Origin of the sequence: Arthrobacter sp. Y81, from assembly GCF_002929335.1 — a bacterium.
In the GTDB taxonomy this organism is placed as follows: domain Bacteria; phylum Actinomycetota; class Actinomycetes; order Actinomycetales; family Micrococcaceae; genus Arthrobacter.
This window is the reverse complement of sequence record NZ_PJIL01000001.1, coordinates 16,614-31,939: the sequence shown is the minus strand read 5'-3', so window position 1 is coordinate 31,939 and position 15,326 is coordinate 16,614. Positions and strand designations below refer to the sequence as shown.

The 15,326-nt window shown below is 65.3% G+C and carries 14 protein-coding genes; 2 read left to right on the top strand and 12 right to left on the bottom strand.

Annotation, left to right across the window (positions count from 1 at the left end; genetic code table 11):
* Positions 1–33: 33 nt before the first annotated feature.
* Entirely contained in the window at positions 34–669 is a 636-nt protein-coding gene (locus CXQ91_RS00150; protein ID WP_104171939.1) for a DUF2461 domain-containing protein, read from the top strand.
* A 41-nt stretch (positions 670–710) separates the two neighbouring features.
* Here the strand turns inward: CXQ91_RS00150 and CXQ91_RS00145 are convergent, their stop codons facing one another.
* The 12 genes from CXQ91_RS00145 to CXQ91_RS00090 all read right to left on the bottom strand — a co-directional run bounded on the left by CXQ91_RS00145 (position 711) and on the right by CXQ91_RS00090 (position 14,104).
* Positions 711–1,553 carry an ABC transporter ATP-binding protein gene (locus tag CXQ91_RS00145; RefSeq protein WP_374953611.1) on the bottom strand — a complete coding sequence of 281 codons (843 nt, stop codon included), beginning with the start codon at positions 1,551–1,553 and terminating at the stop codon, positions 711–713.
* Positions 1,554–1,578: 25 nt separating this feature from the next.
* A complete protein-coding gene (locus CXQ91_RS00140; protein ID WP_104171937.1) occupies positions 1,579–2,352 on the bottom strand; it encodes an ABC transporter permease in 774 nt (257 codons plus the stop codon).
* Positions 2,349–3,191, bottom strand: a complete 843-nt coding sequence (locus CXQ91_RS00135) for an ABC transporter permease (protein WP_374953601.1) — start codon at positions 3,189–3,191, stop codon at positions 2,349–2,351. The genes CXQ91_RS00140 and CXQ91_RS00135 overlap by 4 nt, the downstream gene beginning before the upstream one ends.
* Positions 3,188–4,174: an ABC transporter substrate-binding protein gene (locus CXQ91_RS00130; RefSeq protein WP_104171936.1), complete on the bottom strand. Its 987-nt coding sequence runs from the start codon at positions 4,172–4,174 to the stop codon at positions 3,188–3,190. The genes CXQ91_RS00135 and CXQ91_RS00130 overlap by 4 nt, the downstream gene beginning before the upstream one ends.
* Before the next feature lie 203 nt (positions 4,175–4,377).
* Positions 4,378–4,983, bottom strand: a complete 606-nt coding sequence (locus CXQ91_RS00125; RefSeq protein WP_104171935.1) for a TetR/AcrR family transcriptional regulator — start codon at positions 4,981–4,983, stop codon at positions 4,378–4,380.
* Positions 4,984–5,050: 67 nt separating this feature from the next.
* On the bottom strand, positions 5,051–6,625 hold the full coding sequence (locus CXQ91_RS00120) for an amino acid permease (protein ID WP_104171934.1): 1,575 nt from the start codon (positions 6,623–6,625) through the stop codon (positions 5,051–5,053).
* A 209-nt stretch (positions 6,626–6,834) separates the two neighbouring features.
* The gene (locus CXQ91_RS00115; RefSeq protein WP_104171933.1) at positions 6,835–7,242 is read right to left on the bottom strand and encodes a DUF779 domain-containing protein; all 408 of its coding nucleotides are present in this window, start codon (positions 7,240–7,242) and stop codon (positions 6,835–6,837) included.
* Positions 7,242–8,264, bottom strand: coding sequence for an alcohol dehydrogenase AdhP (gene adhP, locus CXQ91_RS00110; RefSeq protein ID WP_181038725.1), 1,023 nt, complete (start codon positions 8,262–8,264; stop codon positions 7,242–7,244). The genes CXQ91_RS00115 and adhP overlap by 1 nt, the downstream gene beginning before the upstream one ends.
* 145 nt (positions 8,265–8,409) lie before the next feature.
* Positions 8,410–9,933, bottom strand: a complete 1,524-nt coding sequence (locus tag CXQ91_RS00105) for an aldehyde dehydrogenase family protein (RefSeq protein WP_104171931.1) — start codon at positions 9,931–9,933, stop codon at positions 8,410–8,412.
* 122 nt (positions 9,934–10,055) lie between these two features.
* Positions 10,056–11,462 carry a GAF domain-containing protein gene (locus CXQ91_RS00100; protein ID WP_104171930.1) on the bottom strand — a complete coding sequence of 469 codons (1,407 nt, stop codon included), beginning with the start codon at positions 11,460–11,462 and terminating at the stop codon, positions 10,056–10,058.
* A 110-nt stretch (positions 11,463–11,572) separates the two neighbouring features.
* A complete protein-coding gene (locus tag CXQ91_RS00095; protein WP_104171929.1) occupies positions 11,573–13,027 on the bottom strand; it encodes an FAD-dependent oxidoreductase in 1,455 nt (484 codons plus the stop codon).
* A gap of 66 nt (positions 13,028–13,093) precedes the next feature.
* The gene (locus tag CXQ91_RS00090) at positions 13,094–14,104 is read right to left on the bottom strand and encodes a DNA topoisomerase IB (protein WP_104171928.1); all 1,011 of its coding nucleotides are present in this window, start codon (positions 14,102–14,104) and stop codon (positions 13,094–13,096) included.
* A gap of 132 nt (positions 14,105–14,236) precedes the next feature.
* Between CXQ91_RS00090 and rarD the strand changes: the two genes are divergently transcribed.
* Positions 14,237–15,280, top strand: coding sequence for an EamA family transporter RarD (gene rarD / locus CXQ91_RS00085; protein WP_374953600.1), 1,044 nt, complete (start codon positions 14,237–14,239; stop codon positions 15,278–15,280).
* Positions 15,281–15,326 lie beyond the last annotated feature (46 nt).

Below are 15,326 nucleotides of genomic sequence, written 5' to 3'. Positions count from 1 at the left end.
GCCTGCGCGGCGGGGCGGCCCTAGGCTCCCTACATGAACACATTCGACGGCATCCCGGCCGGTGCCTCCGGCTTCTATGCGGACCTTGAGCAGAACAACAACCGGGACTGGTGGCTGGAACACAAGGCCCGCTACGAGACGCTCGTCCGGGAACCGCTGGCTGCCCTGCTGGCCGAGCTGGAGCCCCGGTTTGGCCCCGCGAAGATCTTCCGGCCCAACCGGGACATCCGTTTCTCCCAGGACAAGTCCCCCTACAAGACAGCCCAGGGTGCGGTCGCGTCCTTCCAGGAGGGCGTGGGGTACTACGTGCAGCTGAGTGCCGGCGGCCTCCTGGTGGGTGCCGGCTGCCATTCGATCTCGCCCGCCCAGCTTGCCCGCTTCCGGAACTCGGTGGATGCCACCGGGACCGGGGAATCCCTGGAGAAGATTGTTCATCGGCTCACCGATGCCGGATTCACCGTTGAGGGTGAACGGCTCAAGACCGTCCCCCGGGGCTTCCCCCGCGAGCATCCCCGGGCGGAGCTCCTCAAATACAAGTCGCTGTCCGCCGGCAGGGAGCTGGGCGAACCCGGCTGGCTCTCCACGCCGGGCGCCGCGGAGGAGGTTGGCCGGCTCTGGGAACAGCTGCGGCCGCTCGTCGAGTGGATGGGCCGCCACGCTTCGCCGTGAGCATCGGGGTTGCGACGCCCTAAGGAAGAAGCGCCAGATGGCTATGCAGGGCCAAAGGTAGAAGCCGTGGAAGTCGGTGTCGTTGGGGTTTGCGCCGCCGATGAGGCCGCCGGGCGGTGCCCTCTCTTAGCCAGCTGGATCTGCTCATAGACATGGTGCCGCAGCTCAGTAAAGCGCGGCAACGAACGGGTGTTCAGCTGGTCACGCCCTGCCGGAAGATCGATCACGATGTCCTCCTGGATTACCGTCGGAGAGCTGGAGAGGATGATGACGCGCTCCCCCAGATAGACCGATTCATCGATGTCGTGCGTCACGAAGAGCACGGTTACGCCGAGCTTTTTCCACACGACGCGGATCAGGTCTTCCAGGTCGGCACGGGTTTGGGCGTCCACGGCTGCGAACGGTTCGTCCATCAGCAGTACCTCGGGCTGGTAGGCGATGGCCCTCGCGATCGCTACGCGCTGCTGCATGCCACCGGAGAGCTGCCAGGGGTAGGACCGCGGAACGCCGGACAGGCCCACGGCCTCGAGGGCCTCATCCACCAGCCTGTCACGCTCGGCCTTCGGCATGCCCTGGTTCTTGAGCGGGAGCTCCACGTTGTCGCGGACCCGCATCCACGGGAAGAGTGAGCGTCCGTATTCCTGGAACACCACGGCCATCTTCTTCGGAGGACCCGTGACCCGCTTCCCGTCCAGCAGGACTTCGCCCTCCGTCGGGGCCATGAGCCCCGAGATGCATTTCAGGAGCGTGGTCTTGCCGGAGCCCGAGGGGCCCACGAGGCACGCCAACTCGCCGGCGCGTAGGTCGAAGGTGAGGTTCCGTACGGCCTCGATGTCGCCGCCGTCGGTCTGATACACCTTCTTCAGCCCGCGGACGGAGAGCATCGCTTCCGGGGCCGCTTGAGTTAAGTCAGGCTGCATTTTCTACCTCTTTCTGGCCGTGGTACCAGCGCAGGATGTTCCGCTCGGCCCACTGGAAGATGAATGACATGCCAACACCCAGCAGGCCCAGAACCACAATGCCGGACCACATCTCCGGGATGGCGAACGAGCGCTGGAACTGGACGATGGTGAAGCCGAGCCCCGCGGACGAGGCGAACATTTCGGAAATCACCATCAGGATCAGCCCGAGGGACATCGACTGGCGGACGCCGGCCATGATTTGCGGGCTGGCGGAGGGCAGGACCAGGTAACGGACCCGGGCCCAGCCGTCGATGCCGTAGGTGTGGCTGGAGTCGGAGAGCACTGGGTCTACCGCGCGGACACCCTCGATGGTGTTCAGCAGCACCGGCCAGACGCACCCGGAGATGATGACGACAACTTTCATGGAGTCGGTGATGCCCATGAGCAGCATCAGCACCGGCACCAGGACCGGAGGCGGGATGGCGCGGAAGAACTCCAGCGTCGGTTCGAGCAGCGCCCGGAGCCATTTGATCGATCCGATCAGCACTCCGCCGACGACGCCGATCACGATTGCCGCCACGACGCCCACTAGGAGCCGTCCGATGCTGGGCAACACGTCCGTGAAGAAGCGCTCGCCGAACCAGACCTCGCCGAACTTGCTCACCAGGGTGGCCGGCGTGGGGACGAAGAAGTTGACCGCCCCAAGGGTGGAGGACCACCAGAGCAGAATCAGCAGGACGGGCAGTCCCAGGAGGTAGCCGAGGGTCTTCAGGACTTTCATACGACCACCTCGGACCGGACCGAGGAGTGCCAGGCCAGGGTCTTCTTTTCAATGAAGCGCATCAGCATATTGATCACCACGCCGATCAGGCCGGTAGCGAGCACCAGGGCGTACATACCCGAGATTGCGCCGCCGGACTGGGCAAGGGCGATCTCCCGGCCGAGTCCCGGGGATCCGATCACAAGTTCGGCCGTGATGGCCAGGACCAGCGCCACCGCGCCGGCGAGCCGTACGCCGGTCATAAGGTACGGCAGGGCGGTGGGAAAGACGACGTAGCGGATGCGGGCCATCCTGCCCAGGCCGTAGGTCTTGGCCGTATTGTTGGCGACCATATCGACGTCGGCCACGCCGTAGAGGACCTGTATCAGGACCTGCCAGAAGGACGCGTACACGATCAGCAGCAGCGACGATTCGATCTTCACGCCGAAGAGCAAAACGGCCAGCGGGATCAGGGCGACAGAGGGGATTGGGCGGAGGAATTCGACCGTCGAATTGGTGGCCTTCCGGAGGAAGTTGCTGGAGCCGATAATGAAGCCGAGCAGCACGGCTGCCACCACTGCTATCAGGAGGCCCAGGAACCAGGCCTTCATGGTCTCGCCGACTGAGACCCAAAAGGCCGTGAGGCCGAAGTCGGCAACCAGGGCGGCAATGACCTCACTCGCGGGCGGCAGATAGCGCTCATCGATAATGCCGAGCCTGGAAATGAGCTCCCAGGTGACCAGGAACCCCAGGATCCCCGCGACGCCGAGCAGTTGTTTTGTTGGTGCCTTGCGGACCCGCCGGTGGTGCCGCTCCGCGCTTGGACCAGCACCACCGGCGGTTGGGGCCTGTGAACTCACGGGAGGAGTTCGTCTGCGTTCGGAGCCTTGGTCAGCGTGCCGTAGCTGGCGGCGGCGTCGCCGAGGGTCTTGAACGCATCCTTGTTGAATTCGACCCGGTACCGCGGCAGCACGATCTTGGCCCGGGCAGCCTCGTCGATCTTCGTGTAGGTGCCCACGATGTCGCGGACCTCCTGCGGGTGCTGCTGCGCATATTCGAGCGACTTGTTCATGGCGCGGGTGAACTTCTGCGTGAGCTCAGCCTTGCCCTTGATGGTGTCTCCCATGGTGAAGTAGCCAGCAATGTCCAGCTCCGGGCTCATCTCGACGAAGTTCCAGGAAACTACCTTGCCGCCTTCCGCCACGGCCTTGGACAGGAAGGGCTCAAGGATCCATGCAGCATCAACCTGCTTGTTGGCCAGGGCCGCCGGGGCGTCCGGGAAGGCCACCTCGACGAACTTCACGCTCTTGGGGTCACCGCCGTCCTTTTCGACAACCGACTTGATGGTGGTGTCGCCGATGTTGGAGAGGTTGTTCACCGAAACGGTCTTGTTGGCGAGGTCTTTCGCGGACTGGATGCTCGAGCCTGCCGGAACGACGACGCCGCCGATGTCCCTGCCCTTTTCGCCGGTGGTGGAAGCACCATTTGCGACGAACTTCAGGTCAAGGCCCTTGTCCTTGGCAACCATGACCGAGATCAGATTGGAGAACGCGAAGTCGAAACTGCCACTGACGACGCCGGGGACGATCGCCGCGCCGCCCGTTGCGGTCTGAATGTCCAGCTGGAGGCCCTCTTCCTTGAAGAAGCCCTGCTTGTCGCCGAGGTAGATGGGTGCGCAGTCGACGATGGGAATGACACCGACGCTGACCTTCGTCAGGTCCGAACCTCCACCGGCGGTGCCAGATGCAGTCCCGCCTCCCGTGGAACTGGGCGAGCCGCTTCCGCAGGCCGACAGTCCCAGAACAGAGGCGGCTGCCAAAACGGCAATAAGACGACGTTTCATGCTCACTCCTTTGTGCCCATTGACTTGCGAGTGATGAGCCCCAAGTCGCAAATGTTCGCTATCCGAACTTCTGTTCAACAATCTGATCTAAGCACAATGTGAGGTCAACCACATCCACTTACGGCTCATTGTTACAGCTCTGAGACGCCGGGGTAAGTGCCAGCCCCCGGCCGGCTGTCCCTGTAAGGAGGTCAGTAAGGAGGTCAGAAGTGCTGGCCGTCCGTCGCTAGACGGTGCTCAAGGTTTTGGAAAAATACAGCCACCATCAGCTCGAAGGCCTTCGTCGCTTCCTCGGGCTGGTTCATCACCACAAAGTCGAACTGGAGGCCGTAGAACGTGGACGTGAAGAGGCGGGCGTCGGTGTCCGCGAACTCCGGCCGGATGCCCTGCACCACCAGCCAGTCGCGGGCCTTTTCGTGAAGCATGCGGAAGTGGTCCTGGGCTGTTCCGCGGGGCGAGGCCGCCACGATGTCCTGCGCTGTGGCCTCAAACTCAAGCCTGGCCAGATGTCGGTTCCGCTGGGCCATCGTCCACCCCCAGGACTCCATCAGGTACGACCGCCAGGCCTCCTGGTCGATGTCGCGCACGTCCGTGGTGCGCATGCTGTCCAGCCGGGATTCGATGGAGCGGATGATTTCGTTGACCAGCTGCTCCCGGTTGCCGAAGTGGTAGACCAGCACGTAGGAGCTGATGCCCAGGCCGTCCGCCAGGCTCCGGAACGTGAGTTCGGCCAGGGTCTTGTCCATCAGGTAGTCCTGAATGGCGGACAACAGTTCCGCCTTGCGCTCCGGTTTAACTGCTCTGGCCATGGCTCCATCTTATGGAGTCATGGCCAGGGCGGATTCCGACGCAGCGGCGTGCGGACGGGAGCGGAGGTCAGCTGCGGGTGAGCGCGTCCTCGTACTCGTCGTCCGCGGTGCCCTTGTCCTGCACCGCATGCACTGCTTGCGGGGGGCCATTGACGGCGGCCTTGGCTTCGGCGAACTTCTCGTTGAGCCGGGAGTGGCGCTGGCCGTAGGAGAAGTAGATCGCCACGCCGATGACCAGCCAGATGGCGAAGAAGATCCAGGTCTCCACCGCGAGGTTCGTCATCAGGTAGAGGCACAGGAGCGCCGATACCACCGGGAGCACCTTGCCGAACGGGACGCGGAAGGCCGGCTTCAGGTCCGGGCGCTTCCTCCGCAGGACCAGGATGCCGAGGCTGACCATCACGAACGCGGAGAGCGTGCCGATGTTGATCATTTCCTCCAGCAGGTCCACGTTGGTGAGGCCTGCCACGACGGCGACCCCTGCACCGCAGATGATCTGGAGGCGGACCGGCGTCGCACGGATAGTGCTGGTCTTGGACAGCGAGCGCGGCAGCAGGCCGTCGCGGCTCATGGCCAGGACCACCCGGGACAGCCCCATGAGCAGCACCATGATCACCGTGGTGAGGCCCACCAGGGAGCCGAAGGCGATGACCTTGGCGGCGTCGGTGTTCCCCACGGCTTCGAAAGCGGTGGTGAGGGTGGGGTTCTCGGCCTCCGCCAGCTGCGTGTAGGACACCATACCGGTCAGGGCGAGCGACACCAGGATGTAGAGGACAGTGACGATCGCCAGGCCGCCAAAGATGCCGCGCGGCAGGGTTTTTTGCGGGTTCTTGACCTCTTCGGCCGAGGTGGCCACGACGTCGAATCCGATGAAGGCGAAGAAGACCAGCGCCGCGCCGGCGAAGATGCCCAGCGTGCCGTACTGTGCCGGCACGGCTCCGGTGAGGAAGCCGAAGAAGGACTGCTTGAGGACGTCGGCTCCGCCTGAGGCCGCGGTGGGCTCGGAGGCGGGAACGAACGGTGCGTAGTTCTCGAACTTCACGTAGCTGAAGCCCACCACGATCACGAACAGGACCACGGCGATCTTGATGAGGGTGAAGATATTGCCCACGCGGGCGGAGAGCTTCGTTCCCAGCACCAGCAGCACGGTGAATACGGCCACGATCAGGAAGGCGCCCCAGTAGAGGTCGATTCCGCCGAGCGAGATGGCGGGCGGAATATCCACTCCCATCAGCGCGAAGACCTTGCTGAGGTAGATCCCCCAGTACTTGGCGATCACGGCGCCGGCGGTGAACAGCTCAAGGATGAGGTTCCAGCCGATGATCCAGGCCAGCAGCTCGCCCATGGTGGCGTAGGTGAAGACGTAGGCGGAACCGGCCACCGGGATGGCCGTGGCAAATTCGGCGTAGCACATGATGGCCAGGGCGCAGGTGACTGCAGCGATGGCGAAGGAGAGCGTCACAGCGGGGCCGGCGAAGTTCGCGGCGGCCTTGGCTCCGACGGAGAAGATCCCGGCGCCGACAGCAACGGCGACACCCATGATCATCAGATCCCACGTGCTCAGGGAACGCTTCAGTTTGCGTCCGGGTTCATCGGCGTCGGCAATCGACTGCTCAATGGATTTTGTCCGGAAAAGGTTCATAGGAAAGTCCACAATCTCGATAGCTTGTTGGAAACAGACTTATCAAGAGTAGTGTCCATCCAGTGGACGGTCATATTTATCCCAGATAGTGAGACGCCGCATGCCCGGCCTGAAGATCATAGCGGGTTCAAGTTTTGGCGCGAACGAACACTTGAGGCCCCTCTCACGAGAGGCCTCAAGTGTTCGTTCGTGCTGCGAGGACGGGCTGGTCAGGCCGGCCAGTCCATGAGCTTTGACCGGATCAGAAACCGCTTGCCTTCGGGGGACTCAACTGAGAACCCGCTCCCCCGGCCCTGGACCACGTCCACGGTCAGATGGGTGTGGCTCCAGTAGCTGAACTGCTCCCGGGACATCCAGAACTCGAGGGGCTGCGGCTGCACGCCGTCGGCGATGTCGAACAGCCCCAGGAGGACGTCCGCATCCGCGGTGATGAACTCCCCCGCCGGATAACACATAGGCGAGGAGCCGTCGCAGCAGCCGCCGGACTGGTGGAACATAAGGGGCCCGTGCTGGCCCCACAGCTTCCTGAGCAGTTCCACGGCCTCGGCCGTGAGCGCCACCCGGGAGATGTCCTCCCCGGGCAGCGTCACTGCCGCGTCAAGCCTCGCCTCCATCATCAGTACTTGATGACGACGCGGCCGTCGATCTTGGCGTGCTTCATCTCGTCAAGAACGGCGTTGACCTCGGAGAGCTCCCGGGTGGACACGGTGGGGTGGATCTTGCCCTGCGCATAGAACTCGAGGGCTTCCTCCAGGTCCTGCCGGGTACCCACGATTGAGCCGCGGACCGTCAGGCCCTTGAGCACAATCTCGAAGATCGGCGCCGGGAAGTCGCCCGGCGGCAGCCCGTTGAACACGATCGTGCCGCCACGGCGGGCCATCCCGATCGCCTGTCCGAACGCTGACGGGTGCACTGCCGTGACCAGGACTCCATGGCAACCTCCGGTTTCACGCTGGATGACTTCTACCGGGTCCTCGTGCAGTGCGTTGACGGTAAGCTCCGCGCCGTGCTTCTTGGCCAGGGCGAGCTTGTCGTCCGCGATATCCACGGCGGCTACCCGCAGGCCCATCGCCACGGCGTACTGCACGGCAATGTGCCCGAGTCCGCCGATACCGGAAATGGTGACCCACTGTCCGGGCCTCGCCTCGGTCATCTTCAGGCCCTTGTACACCGTGACGCCGGCGCAAAGCACCGGGGCGACTTCAACGGGGTCCGAGCCGGCCGGGATGCGGGCGGCAAAGCGCGTGTCCACGAGCATGTACTCCCCGAAGGAACCGTCCACACTGTAGCCGGCGTTCTTCTGCGCTTCGCACAGCGTCTCCCAGCCGGTGCGGCAGTACTGGCAGTCGCCGCAGGCGGACCACAGCCAGGCATTGCCGACGAGGTCTCCGACGGCCAGGTCGGTGACGCCCTCGCCCAAGGCCACCACTTCGCCGACGCCTTCGTGGCCGGGGATGAACGGCGGTGTCGGCTTGACCGGCCAGTCGCCTTCCGCCGCGTGGAGGTCTGTGTGGCAGACGCCGGTGGTGATGACCTTGACCAGCGCCTGGCCCCGGCCCGGGGTGGGAATGGGGAGGGTCTGGATCTGAAGATCCTTGCCGAACTCGGTTACTACTGCTGCTTGCATTGTCGTCGTCATTGGCGAAATCCTTGCGTTGATGGAGCGTTGGTGCGGTGGAGGTGGTGCTGCGTTCCTGAGGGGTGGCCAGGGTGGTGCGGGCGGAGTGGGGCGCGAGGGCCCCGTCGTGGCGACGGAGTCGACACCACGGGAGCGCCCCAATCCCTTAGAAGAAGCCGAGCTTGTTCTCGTTGTAGCTGACCAGGAGGTTTTTGGTCTGCTGGTAGTGGTCCAGCATCATGGAGTGGTTTTCACGTCCGATGCCGGAGGACTTGTACCCGCCGAACGCGGCGCCGGCCGGGTAGGCGTGGTAGTTGTTGACCCAAACGCGGCCGGCCTGGATCTCGCGGCCCGCACGGTAAGCGACGTTGCCGTTGCGCGACCAGACGCCGGCGCCGAGACCGTAGAGGGTGTCGTTGGCGATTTCCATCGCGTCGTCGTAGTCACTGAACCGGGAGACCGACACAACAGGTCCGAAGATCTCCTCCTGGAAGATCCGCATCTTGTTGTGGCCTTCGAAGACGGTGGGCTGGACGTAGTAGCCGCCGGCCAGGTCGCCTTCGAGCTGGGCGCGGGAGCCGCCGGTGAGCACCTTGGCGCCTTCCTGCTTGCCGATGTCGATGTAGGAGAGGATCTTTTCCAGCTGGTCGTTGGAGGCCTGGGCACCGAGCTGGGTGTCGGTGTCCAGCGGGTTGCCCTGGATGATTTTCTCCACGCGGGCCACGGCGTCGGCCATGAAGGAATCGTAGATGTCCTCCTGGACGAGGGCGCGGGACGGGCAGGTGCAGACCTCGCCCTGGTTGAAGGCAAAGAGGGCGAAGCCCTCCTGTGCCTTGTCGTAGAACGCGTCGTTGGACTCGGCAACATCGTTGAAGAAGATGTTCGGGCTCTTGCCGCCCAGTTCCAGCGTGACCGGGATCAGGTTCTGGCTGGCGTACTGGCTGATCAGGCGCCCGGTGGACGTCTCGCCCGTGAAGGCGATCTTGCGGATCCGCGGGCTGGAGGCCAGCGGCTTGCCGGCCTCCACGCCGAAGCCGTTGACCACGTTGAGCACACCGGCCGGCAGCAGGTCACCGATGAGTTCCATCAGGACCAGGATGGACGACGGCGTCTGCTCGGCGGGCTTGAGGACCACGGCGTTGCCGGCGGCCAGGGCGGGGGCGAGCTTCCAGACGGCCATCAGGATGGGGAAGTTCCACGGGATGATCTGGCCGACGACGCCAAGGGGCTCGTGGTAGTGGTACGCCGTGGTGTCGTCGTCGAGCTGGGAGAGCCGGCCTTCCTGGGCACGGACGGCGGAGGCGAAGTAGCGGAAGTGGTCCGCCGCGAGCGGGATGTCCGCATTCAGGGTTTCGCGGATCGGCTTGCCGTTGTCCCAGGACTCGGCGACGGCGAGCATCTCGAGGTTCTCGTCGATGCGGTCGGCGATCTTGTTGAGGACCGCGGCGCGCTCTGCGACGGAGGTCTTGCCCCAGGACGGTGCAATCTTGTGCGCGGCGTCCAGTGCCAGCTCGATGTCTTCCGCGGTGCCGCGGGCAACTTCGCAGAAGACCTTGCCGGTGACGGGCGTGATGTTCTCGAAGTACTGGCCCTTGACCGGGGCAACCCATTCGCCGCCGATCCAGTTCTCGTAGCGGTCCTTGAACGTAACCTTCGAACCCTGGGTACCGGGCTGTGCGTAGACAGTCATTGCTAGCTCCTTTGCTGTGGCAGTTACTATGCCTCCACCGTAGGAGCCGGGAGGTTGCAACCAGGTTGCAACCCTGTGACTCAGCTCACGCCAGCGCCGTCCCGCACGCCAGCGCCGCCGCCTCAGGCGCTGAGTTCGTTTTCCAGCCGTTCAAGATCGGCGACGACGGCGGCCCGCTTGGGCGAGCGCAGCGGGAGCAGCCTCAGCGCAGCGGTGCGGACGCCGACGTCGTCCTTTGCTTCCGGAAGTTCCGCGTACTTCAGCAGCGCATCGGCGCTGCCGTCCGTCAGGACCGCTTCGCGCAGCAGCGAGGACACACGGTCCCGGAGATCGATGATGCCCGGCGCTTCCGAACGCGGCAGCACCGCGCCGCGGTAGATCTCCAGGGCGATGCGGTGCGCCCCGCGCTGCAGGCAGTTGAGCACCTGGCTCGAGTCCGGCATCAGGTCCATGGGCAGCCGGTATGGACGGGACGCGGGGACGGCTTCCGGGCTCAGCTGCTGCAGGACCTTGCGCAGGCGCACCATCTCCGGCCGGAGCGTCATGGAGGAGCCGTCGCCCGGATACAGCAGCGTGCAGAGTTCCTCCGCGCTGAGCCCCTTGGGGTGGACGCTGAGCAGTGCCAGGATTTCGCTGTGCCGGGCGGAGAGTGCCACAGTGCGGCCTTCGATGCTGAGCAGCGCCTGGTCCCGGCCCAGGAGCTGGAGGCTGTTGCGGTACAGGCTCCCTTCCACCGCGGAACCAGCCTTCGCAGCGGAGGACGGCGTCCGCCGTCGTGCCGGCGCCGCCTGGCGGGCGGCCGCCAACTGGAGCCGCTCCACGCGCAACTGCGCCTGGGCAGCCGCCACGGTGGCCTCCACGAGGGACAGCGTGTGCGGCGCCACCGCGGATTCGGTGCCCGTGATGTCCACGACCCCCAGCAGTGCGCCGGAGTCGGGGTCGTGGAACGGCACGGCGGTGCAGCTCCACGGATGGACGGAGCGCTTGTAGTGTTCGGCACCGGAAATCTGGATACTGCGGCCCAGGGCCAGGGCGGTTCCCGGGGCGCTGGTGCCAACGCTGGCCTCGGACCAGTCGGCGCCGGCCACGAACATCATGCCTTCGGCGCGCCGCTGCATTACGGAGTCGCCCTCCACCCAGAGGAGGCGGCCCACCTCGTCGCCCACGGCAACCAGCAGGCCGCTGTCGTGGCTCGGCAGGACCAGGAGTTTATGGATCACGGGCATGATGGTGGCCAGGGGATGCTGCCGGCGGTATTCCTCCAGCTCCTCCCCGTCCAGGGCCAGTGGTGCTTCGGGGTTGTCCGGATTGGCCCGGAACTGGACGGAACGCTGCCAGGATTCCTCCACCAGGCTCCGCAGCCCGGGCAGGTGCACGCTCCCGGTGTGGCCGGCGCTGTTCGCGGAATCGAGGCCGCCGGCAGGGCCGAAGCCCGCCACGCCGAGCAGTTCGTGGCCCGCCAGGGCATGCCGCTGGAGAAGTGCCGCGGCGTCCGTGCCCGGAACTGCTGGCTGATTCGTTTTCCTCATCGAACTCCCTTGCCGGCACATCGGTGTGCCAGGCGTGACGGTATGCCGTGCTGGATTGGTCTGCTCAGTCTATTGCCATCCAGCAAGCCGCCATAGGGCTAGTCGTCGGGTTAGCCCTCTGCGCTGCGGGAGATCCGGATCATTTCCTCGCGCGGCACAACCTTGACGCGTTCGCGGACGACGCCGGTCTCCGCCTCCGCTTCGGTCCACGCCTGACCGAGGGCTGCTTCGTGGGCGTCCAGCCTGTTCCAGCCCTCCCACGTGGTGTACTCGACGCCGCGCTCCTCCAGCAGGGCAATGATCGCGTGCGGATCCGGGTTCTGCGCCGGCGGCAGTGTCAGCCGGTCCTCCAGCAGGCAGCCGATGGTCTCCAGGGCGTCGCCCTTCGTGTGCCCGATGAGTCCCACCGGACCGCGCTTGATCCAGCCCGTGGCGTAGATCCCGGGAACCGGATTGCCCTCGGAGTCGAGGACCCGGCCGCCCTCGTTGGGGATCACGCCGGCCCTGGCGTCGTACTCCAGTTCGTCCAGCGGGGAGCCGTGGTAGCCGATGGCGCGGTACACGGCCTGGACGGGGTAGTCAATGAACTCCCCCGTGCCCTTGACGTGCCCGGTGCCGTCCAGCTGCATCCGCTCAAACTTGATGCCCGCAACCCTTCCGGTGCCCGCGCTGTTGCCGGCGCCGTCGTAGATCTCCACCGGGCTGTGCAGGAAGTGCAGGTGCAGGCGGCGGGAGGACGGCTGTTCGGATTCCGCGTGCTCCTCGACGAGCCAGTTGGTCAGCGTGTTCACCATGGTCTTGATCTGGTTGTTGCTGCGGATGGCGTCATCGGAGGCCTCGTCGAATTCGAAGTCCTCCGGGTACAGGACGATGTCCACATCCTTCATGTGGCTCAGCTCGCGCAGCTCCAGCGGGGTGAACTTCACCTGGGCCGGGCCGCGGCGGCCGAAGACGTGAACGTCCGTGACCGGGGAGTTCTTCAGGCCCCGGTAGACGTTGTCCGGAATTTCCGTGGAGAGCAGCTCGTCCGCGTGCTTGGAGAGCATGCGGGCCACGTCCAGGGCCACGTTGCCGTTGCCGATGACGGCGACTTCCTTGGCGTCCAGCGGCCAGTCGCGGGGCACATCCGGGTGGCCGTCGTACCAGGACACGAAGTCGGCCCCGCCGAAGGATCCTTCAAGTTCGATGCCCGGAACGTTCAGGTCAGCATCCTTGATGGCGCCGGTGGAGAAGATCACGGCGTCGTAGAAGGCGCGGAAATCGTGGAGTTTCAGGTCGCGGCCGTAGGTCACGTTGCCGAGGAACCGGATATCGCCGCGGTCCAGCACCTTGTGCAGTGCGTTGACGATGCCCTTGATGCGCGGGTGGTCCGGTGCCACGCCGTAGCGGATCAGGCCGTAGGGCGCAGGGTAGGCCTCGAACAGGTCGATGCTGACTTCGAAGTCGCCGCCCTTGACCTCGTTGGACTTGGTCAGGATGTCCGCGGCGTACACGCCTGCCGGTCCGGCGCCGACAATTGCGACGCGGAGGGGACGTTTGGGGGTGGTTTCGGCCGAGTTGGACACCGGGAGCCCTTCTGAAACGAGAATCTGCGCCACGTCACGTAGCGCACAGTTCCCCATTCTAATTGGTCAGCCCCCTTTCCCTGGGGAGCTGTTGAGGGATACTACGTCGCCCTCCCGGTACAGCAGCGCGCGCAATTCGGATTCCGCCGAGCCTGTCCGCCGGGGGTCGATGGTCTCCCCCGCGGCAAAATGGTCCAGGAGCCGTGGATCCACATAACTTTTCCGGGCGATCGACGGGGTGTTTCCCAGAACCGCCGCCGCGTCCTGCATCGCGAGGCTGATGGCCCTCTTTTTCTCAGCCACTGTCTTCTGGGGCCCGATCCGGGCCAGGCTGACCGCGGCAGCCACGGTTCCATGCAGGGTGCGGAAGTCCTTCGCCGTGAAGTCCTGCCCGGTCCGTTCCTTGACGTATTCGTTGATCTCCGTGCTGCCCACCGGATGCCAGCTGCGCCCGTTCTTGTACGCCAGGAGCCGGGCGTTGCCGCCCCGGCGCTTGAGCACCCGGACCAGGGCGGCGAGGTCGGCGTCGTCGATCTCGGATTCCCAGGTTTTGCCGCTCTTGGCGGGAAAACTGAGCCGGAGGCTCTCCTGCCTCACTTTCACGTGGGCGCACAGCAGGGTGGCCAGCCCGTGGCTGCCGTTCTCGTTGGTGTACCGCTCGGACCCGACCCGCAGCGAACCCGTGTCCAGCATCCTGAAGGCAGCCGCCAGGACGCGTTCGCGCGAGAGTCCGTCGCTGCGCAGGTCCACGGTGACCAGCCTCCGCGCCGTTGGCAGGGATTCGGCGAGCTGGAGGACCCGGTCGAATTTGAGCCGGTCCTTCTTTTCCCGCCAGGCCGGGTGGTAGATGTATTGCCGGCGGCCCATGGCGTCGAGTCCTGTGGCCTGGATGTGCCCGTTGTCGTAGGGCGCAATCCACACGTCGGTCCAGGCCGGCGGGATGCCGATGCTCTCCAGCCTTTCCCGGACCGGCCCCGGGGGCAGCGTGGAACCGTCCAGGTCCCGGTACGTGAAGCCGGTTCCTGCGGCCAGGCGCCGGTAGCCCCTTCCCGAAGCGTTGCTGTGGCGGAGCCTCATGGCCCGGCAGGCTCAGGATGCTTGTTCATATTAGTAAGCGTACTGAGCACCGCAAGGCCCCGCAGCATGGCTCCGGGGGAATCGTGGCCGTGTTGGCGGAATACCGCCCGCGCGGGTGGTGTTATTGATCGTGTGCCTACACCCGATGGAACAACTGCCCCAGCCCTGACCACTCCGGGTACCTCCGCAGCCGCCGCAGCTTCCGGCGGACAGCCGCCCCGCCCCGGCGTCGCCCTTAAGGCAGTGGACAAGGACACGACGGCGGGAGTCCTCTTCGGGATCGGCGCGTACGGACTGTGGGGGCTGCTGCCGCTGTACTTCTTCGCGCTGCAGCCCGCCGGTGCGGTGGAAATCGTGGCCAACCGGGTGGTGTGGTCGCTGCTGTTCTGCACGCTGCTGATCACGGTCACCCGCTCCTGGCGAGTGCTCGGGGCGGCGTTCCGGAACCGGACCGTCCTTGGCACCCTGTCCATCGCCGCGGCACTGATTGCGGTGAACTGGCTGACGTATACGTACGGCGTCACCACCGGCCAGGCCGTGGAGGCGTCCCTGGGCTACTTCATCAACCCGCTCGTCTCCGTGCTGCTGGGCGTGTTCGTGCTGAAGGAAACGCTGCGTCCGCTCCAGTGGGCCGCCGTCGGGATCGGTTTCGTTGCGGTGGTGGTGCTGACGATTTCCTACGGCAAGCTGCCCTGGATCGCGCTGACGCTGGCGGTCAGCTTCGGACTCTACGGCTTCGTGAAGAAGCGCGTCGGGCCCAAGGCCGACGCCATCACCAGCCTGTCCGTGGAGACGGTGGTGCTCACTCCCCTCGCGGCCGCAACGATGATCTTTCTTGGCGTCAGCGGATCCGCCACCCTCGGCACCCAAGGCGCCGGGCACTTCTGGCTCCTGGTCGCTTCCGGCGTCATCACCGCGGTGCCGCTGGTGTTCTTCGGCGCCTCGGCCCGCCGCCTGCCCATGACCACCATCGGCCTGTTGCAGTACTTCGCGCCGGTACTCCAGTTCATCGTGGCCCTGGTGGTGTTCAAGGAAACCATGACCCTGGACCGGTGGATCGGCTTCGGCGTGGTCTGGCTGGCGCTGCTGGTGCTGACCGTGGACATGCTGGCGGCATCGCGCAGGAGCTCCGTGGCCCGGAAGCGCGCGCTGCGGGAAGCGCGAGCGGACACTTAAGCCCCACCCACCAAGCGCGAACGGGCAGATAATGACCTGTTTTTCG

Coding starts and splice junctions, on each gene's coding strand:
- adhP (WP_181038725.1), bottom strand. CDS start 8,264: ATGACGACGACAATGCAAGCAGCAGTAGTAACCGAGTTCGGCAAGGAT.
- CXQ91_RS00120 (WP_104171934.1), bottom strand. CDS start 6,625: ATGAACCTTTTCCGGACAAAATCCATTGAGCAGTCGATTGCCGACGCC.
- CXQ91_RS00115 (WP_104171933.1), bottom strand. CDS start 7,242: ATGATGGAGGCGAGGCTTGACGCGGCAGTGACGCTGCCCGGGGAGGAC.
- CXQ91_RS00150 (WP_104171939.1), top strand. CDS start 34: ATGAACACATTCGACGGCATCCCGGCCGGTGCCTCCGGCTTCTATGCG.
- CXQ91_RS00145 (WP_374953611.1), bottom strand. CDS start 1,553: ATGCTCTCCGTCCGCGGGCTGAAGAAGGTGTATCAGACCGACGGCGGC.
- CXQ91_RS00105 (WP_104171931.1), bottom strand. CDS start 9,933: ATGACTGTCTACGCACAGCCCGGTACCCAGGGTTCGAAGGTTACGTTC.
- CXQ91_RS00125 (WP_104171935.1), bottom strand. CDS start 4,983: ATGGCCAGAGCAGTTAAACCGGAGCGCAAGGCGGAACTGTTGTCCGCC.
- CXQ91_RS00100 (WP_104171930.1), bottom strand. CDS start 11,462: ATGAGGAAAACGAATCAGCCAGCAGTTCCGGGCACGGACGCCGCGGCA.
- CXQ91_RS00130 (WP_104171936.1), bottom strand. CDS start 4,174: ATGAAACGTCGTCTTATTGCCGTTTTGGCAGCCGCCTCTGTTCTGGGA.
- CXQ91_RS00090 (WP_104171928.1), bottom strand. CDS start 14,104: ATGAGGCTCCGCCACAGCAACGCTTCGGGAAGGGGCTACCGGCGCCTG.
- CXQ91_RS00140 (WP_104171937.1), bottom strand. CDS start 2,352: ATGAAAGTCCTGAAGACCCTCGGCTACCTCCTGGGACTGCCCGTCCTG.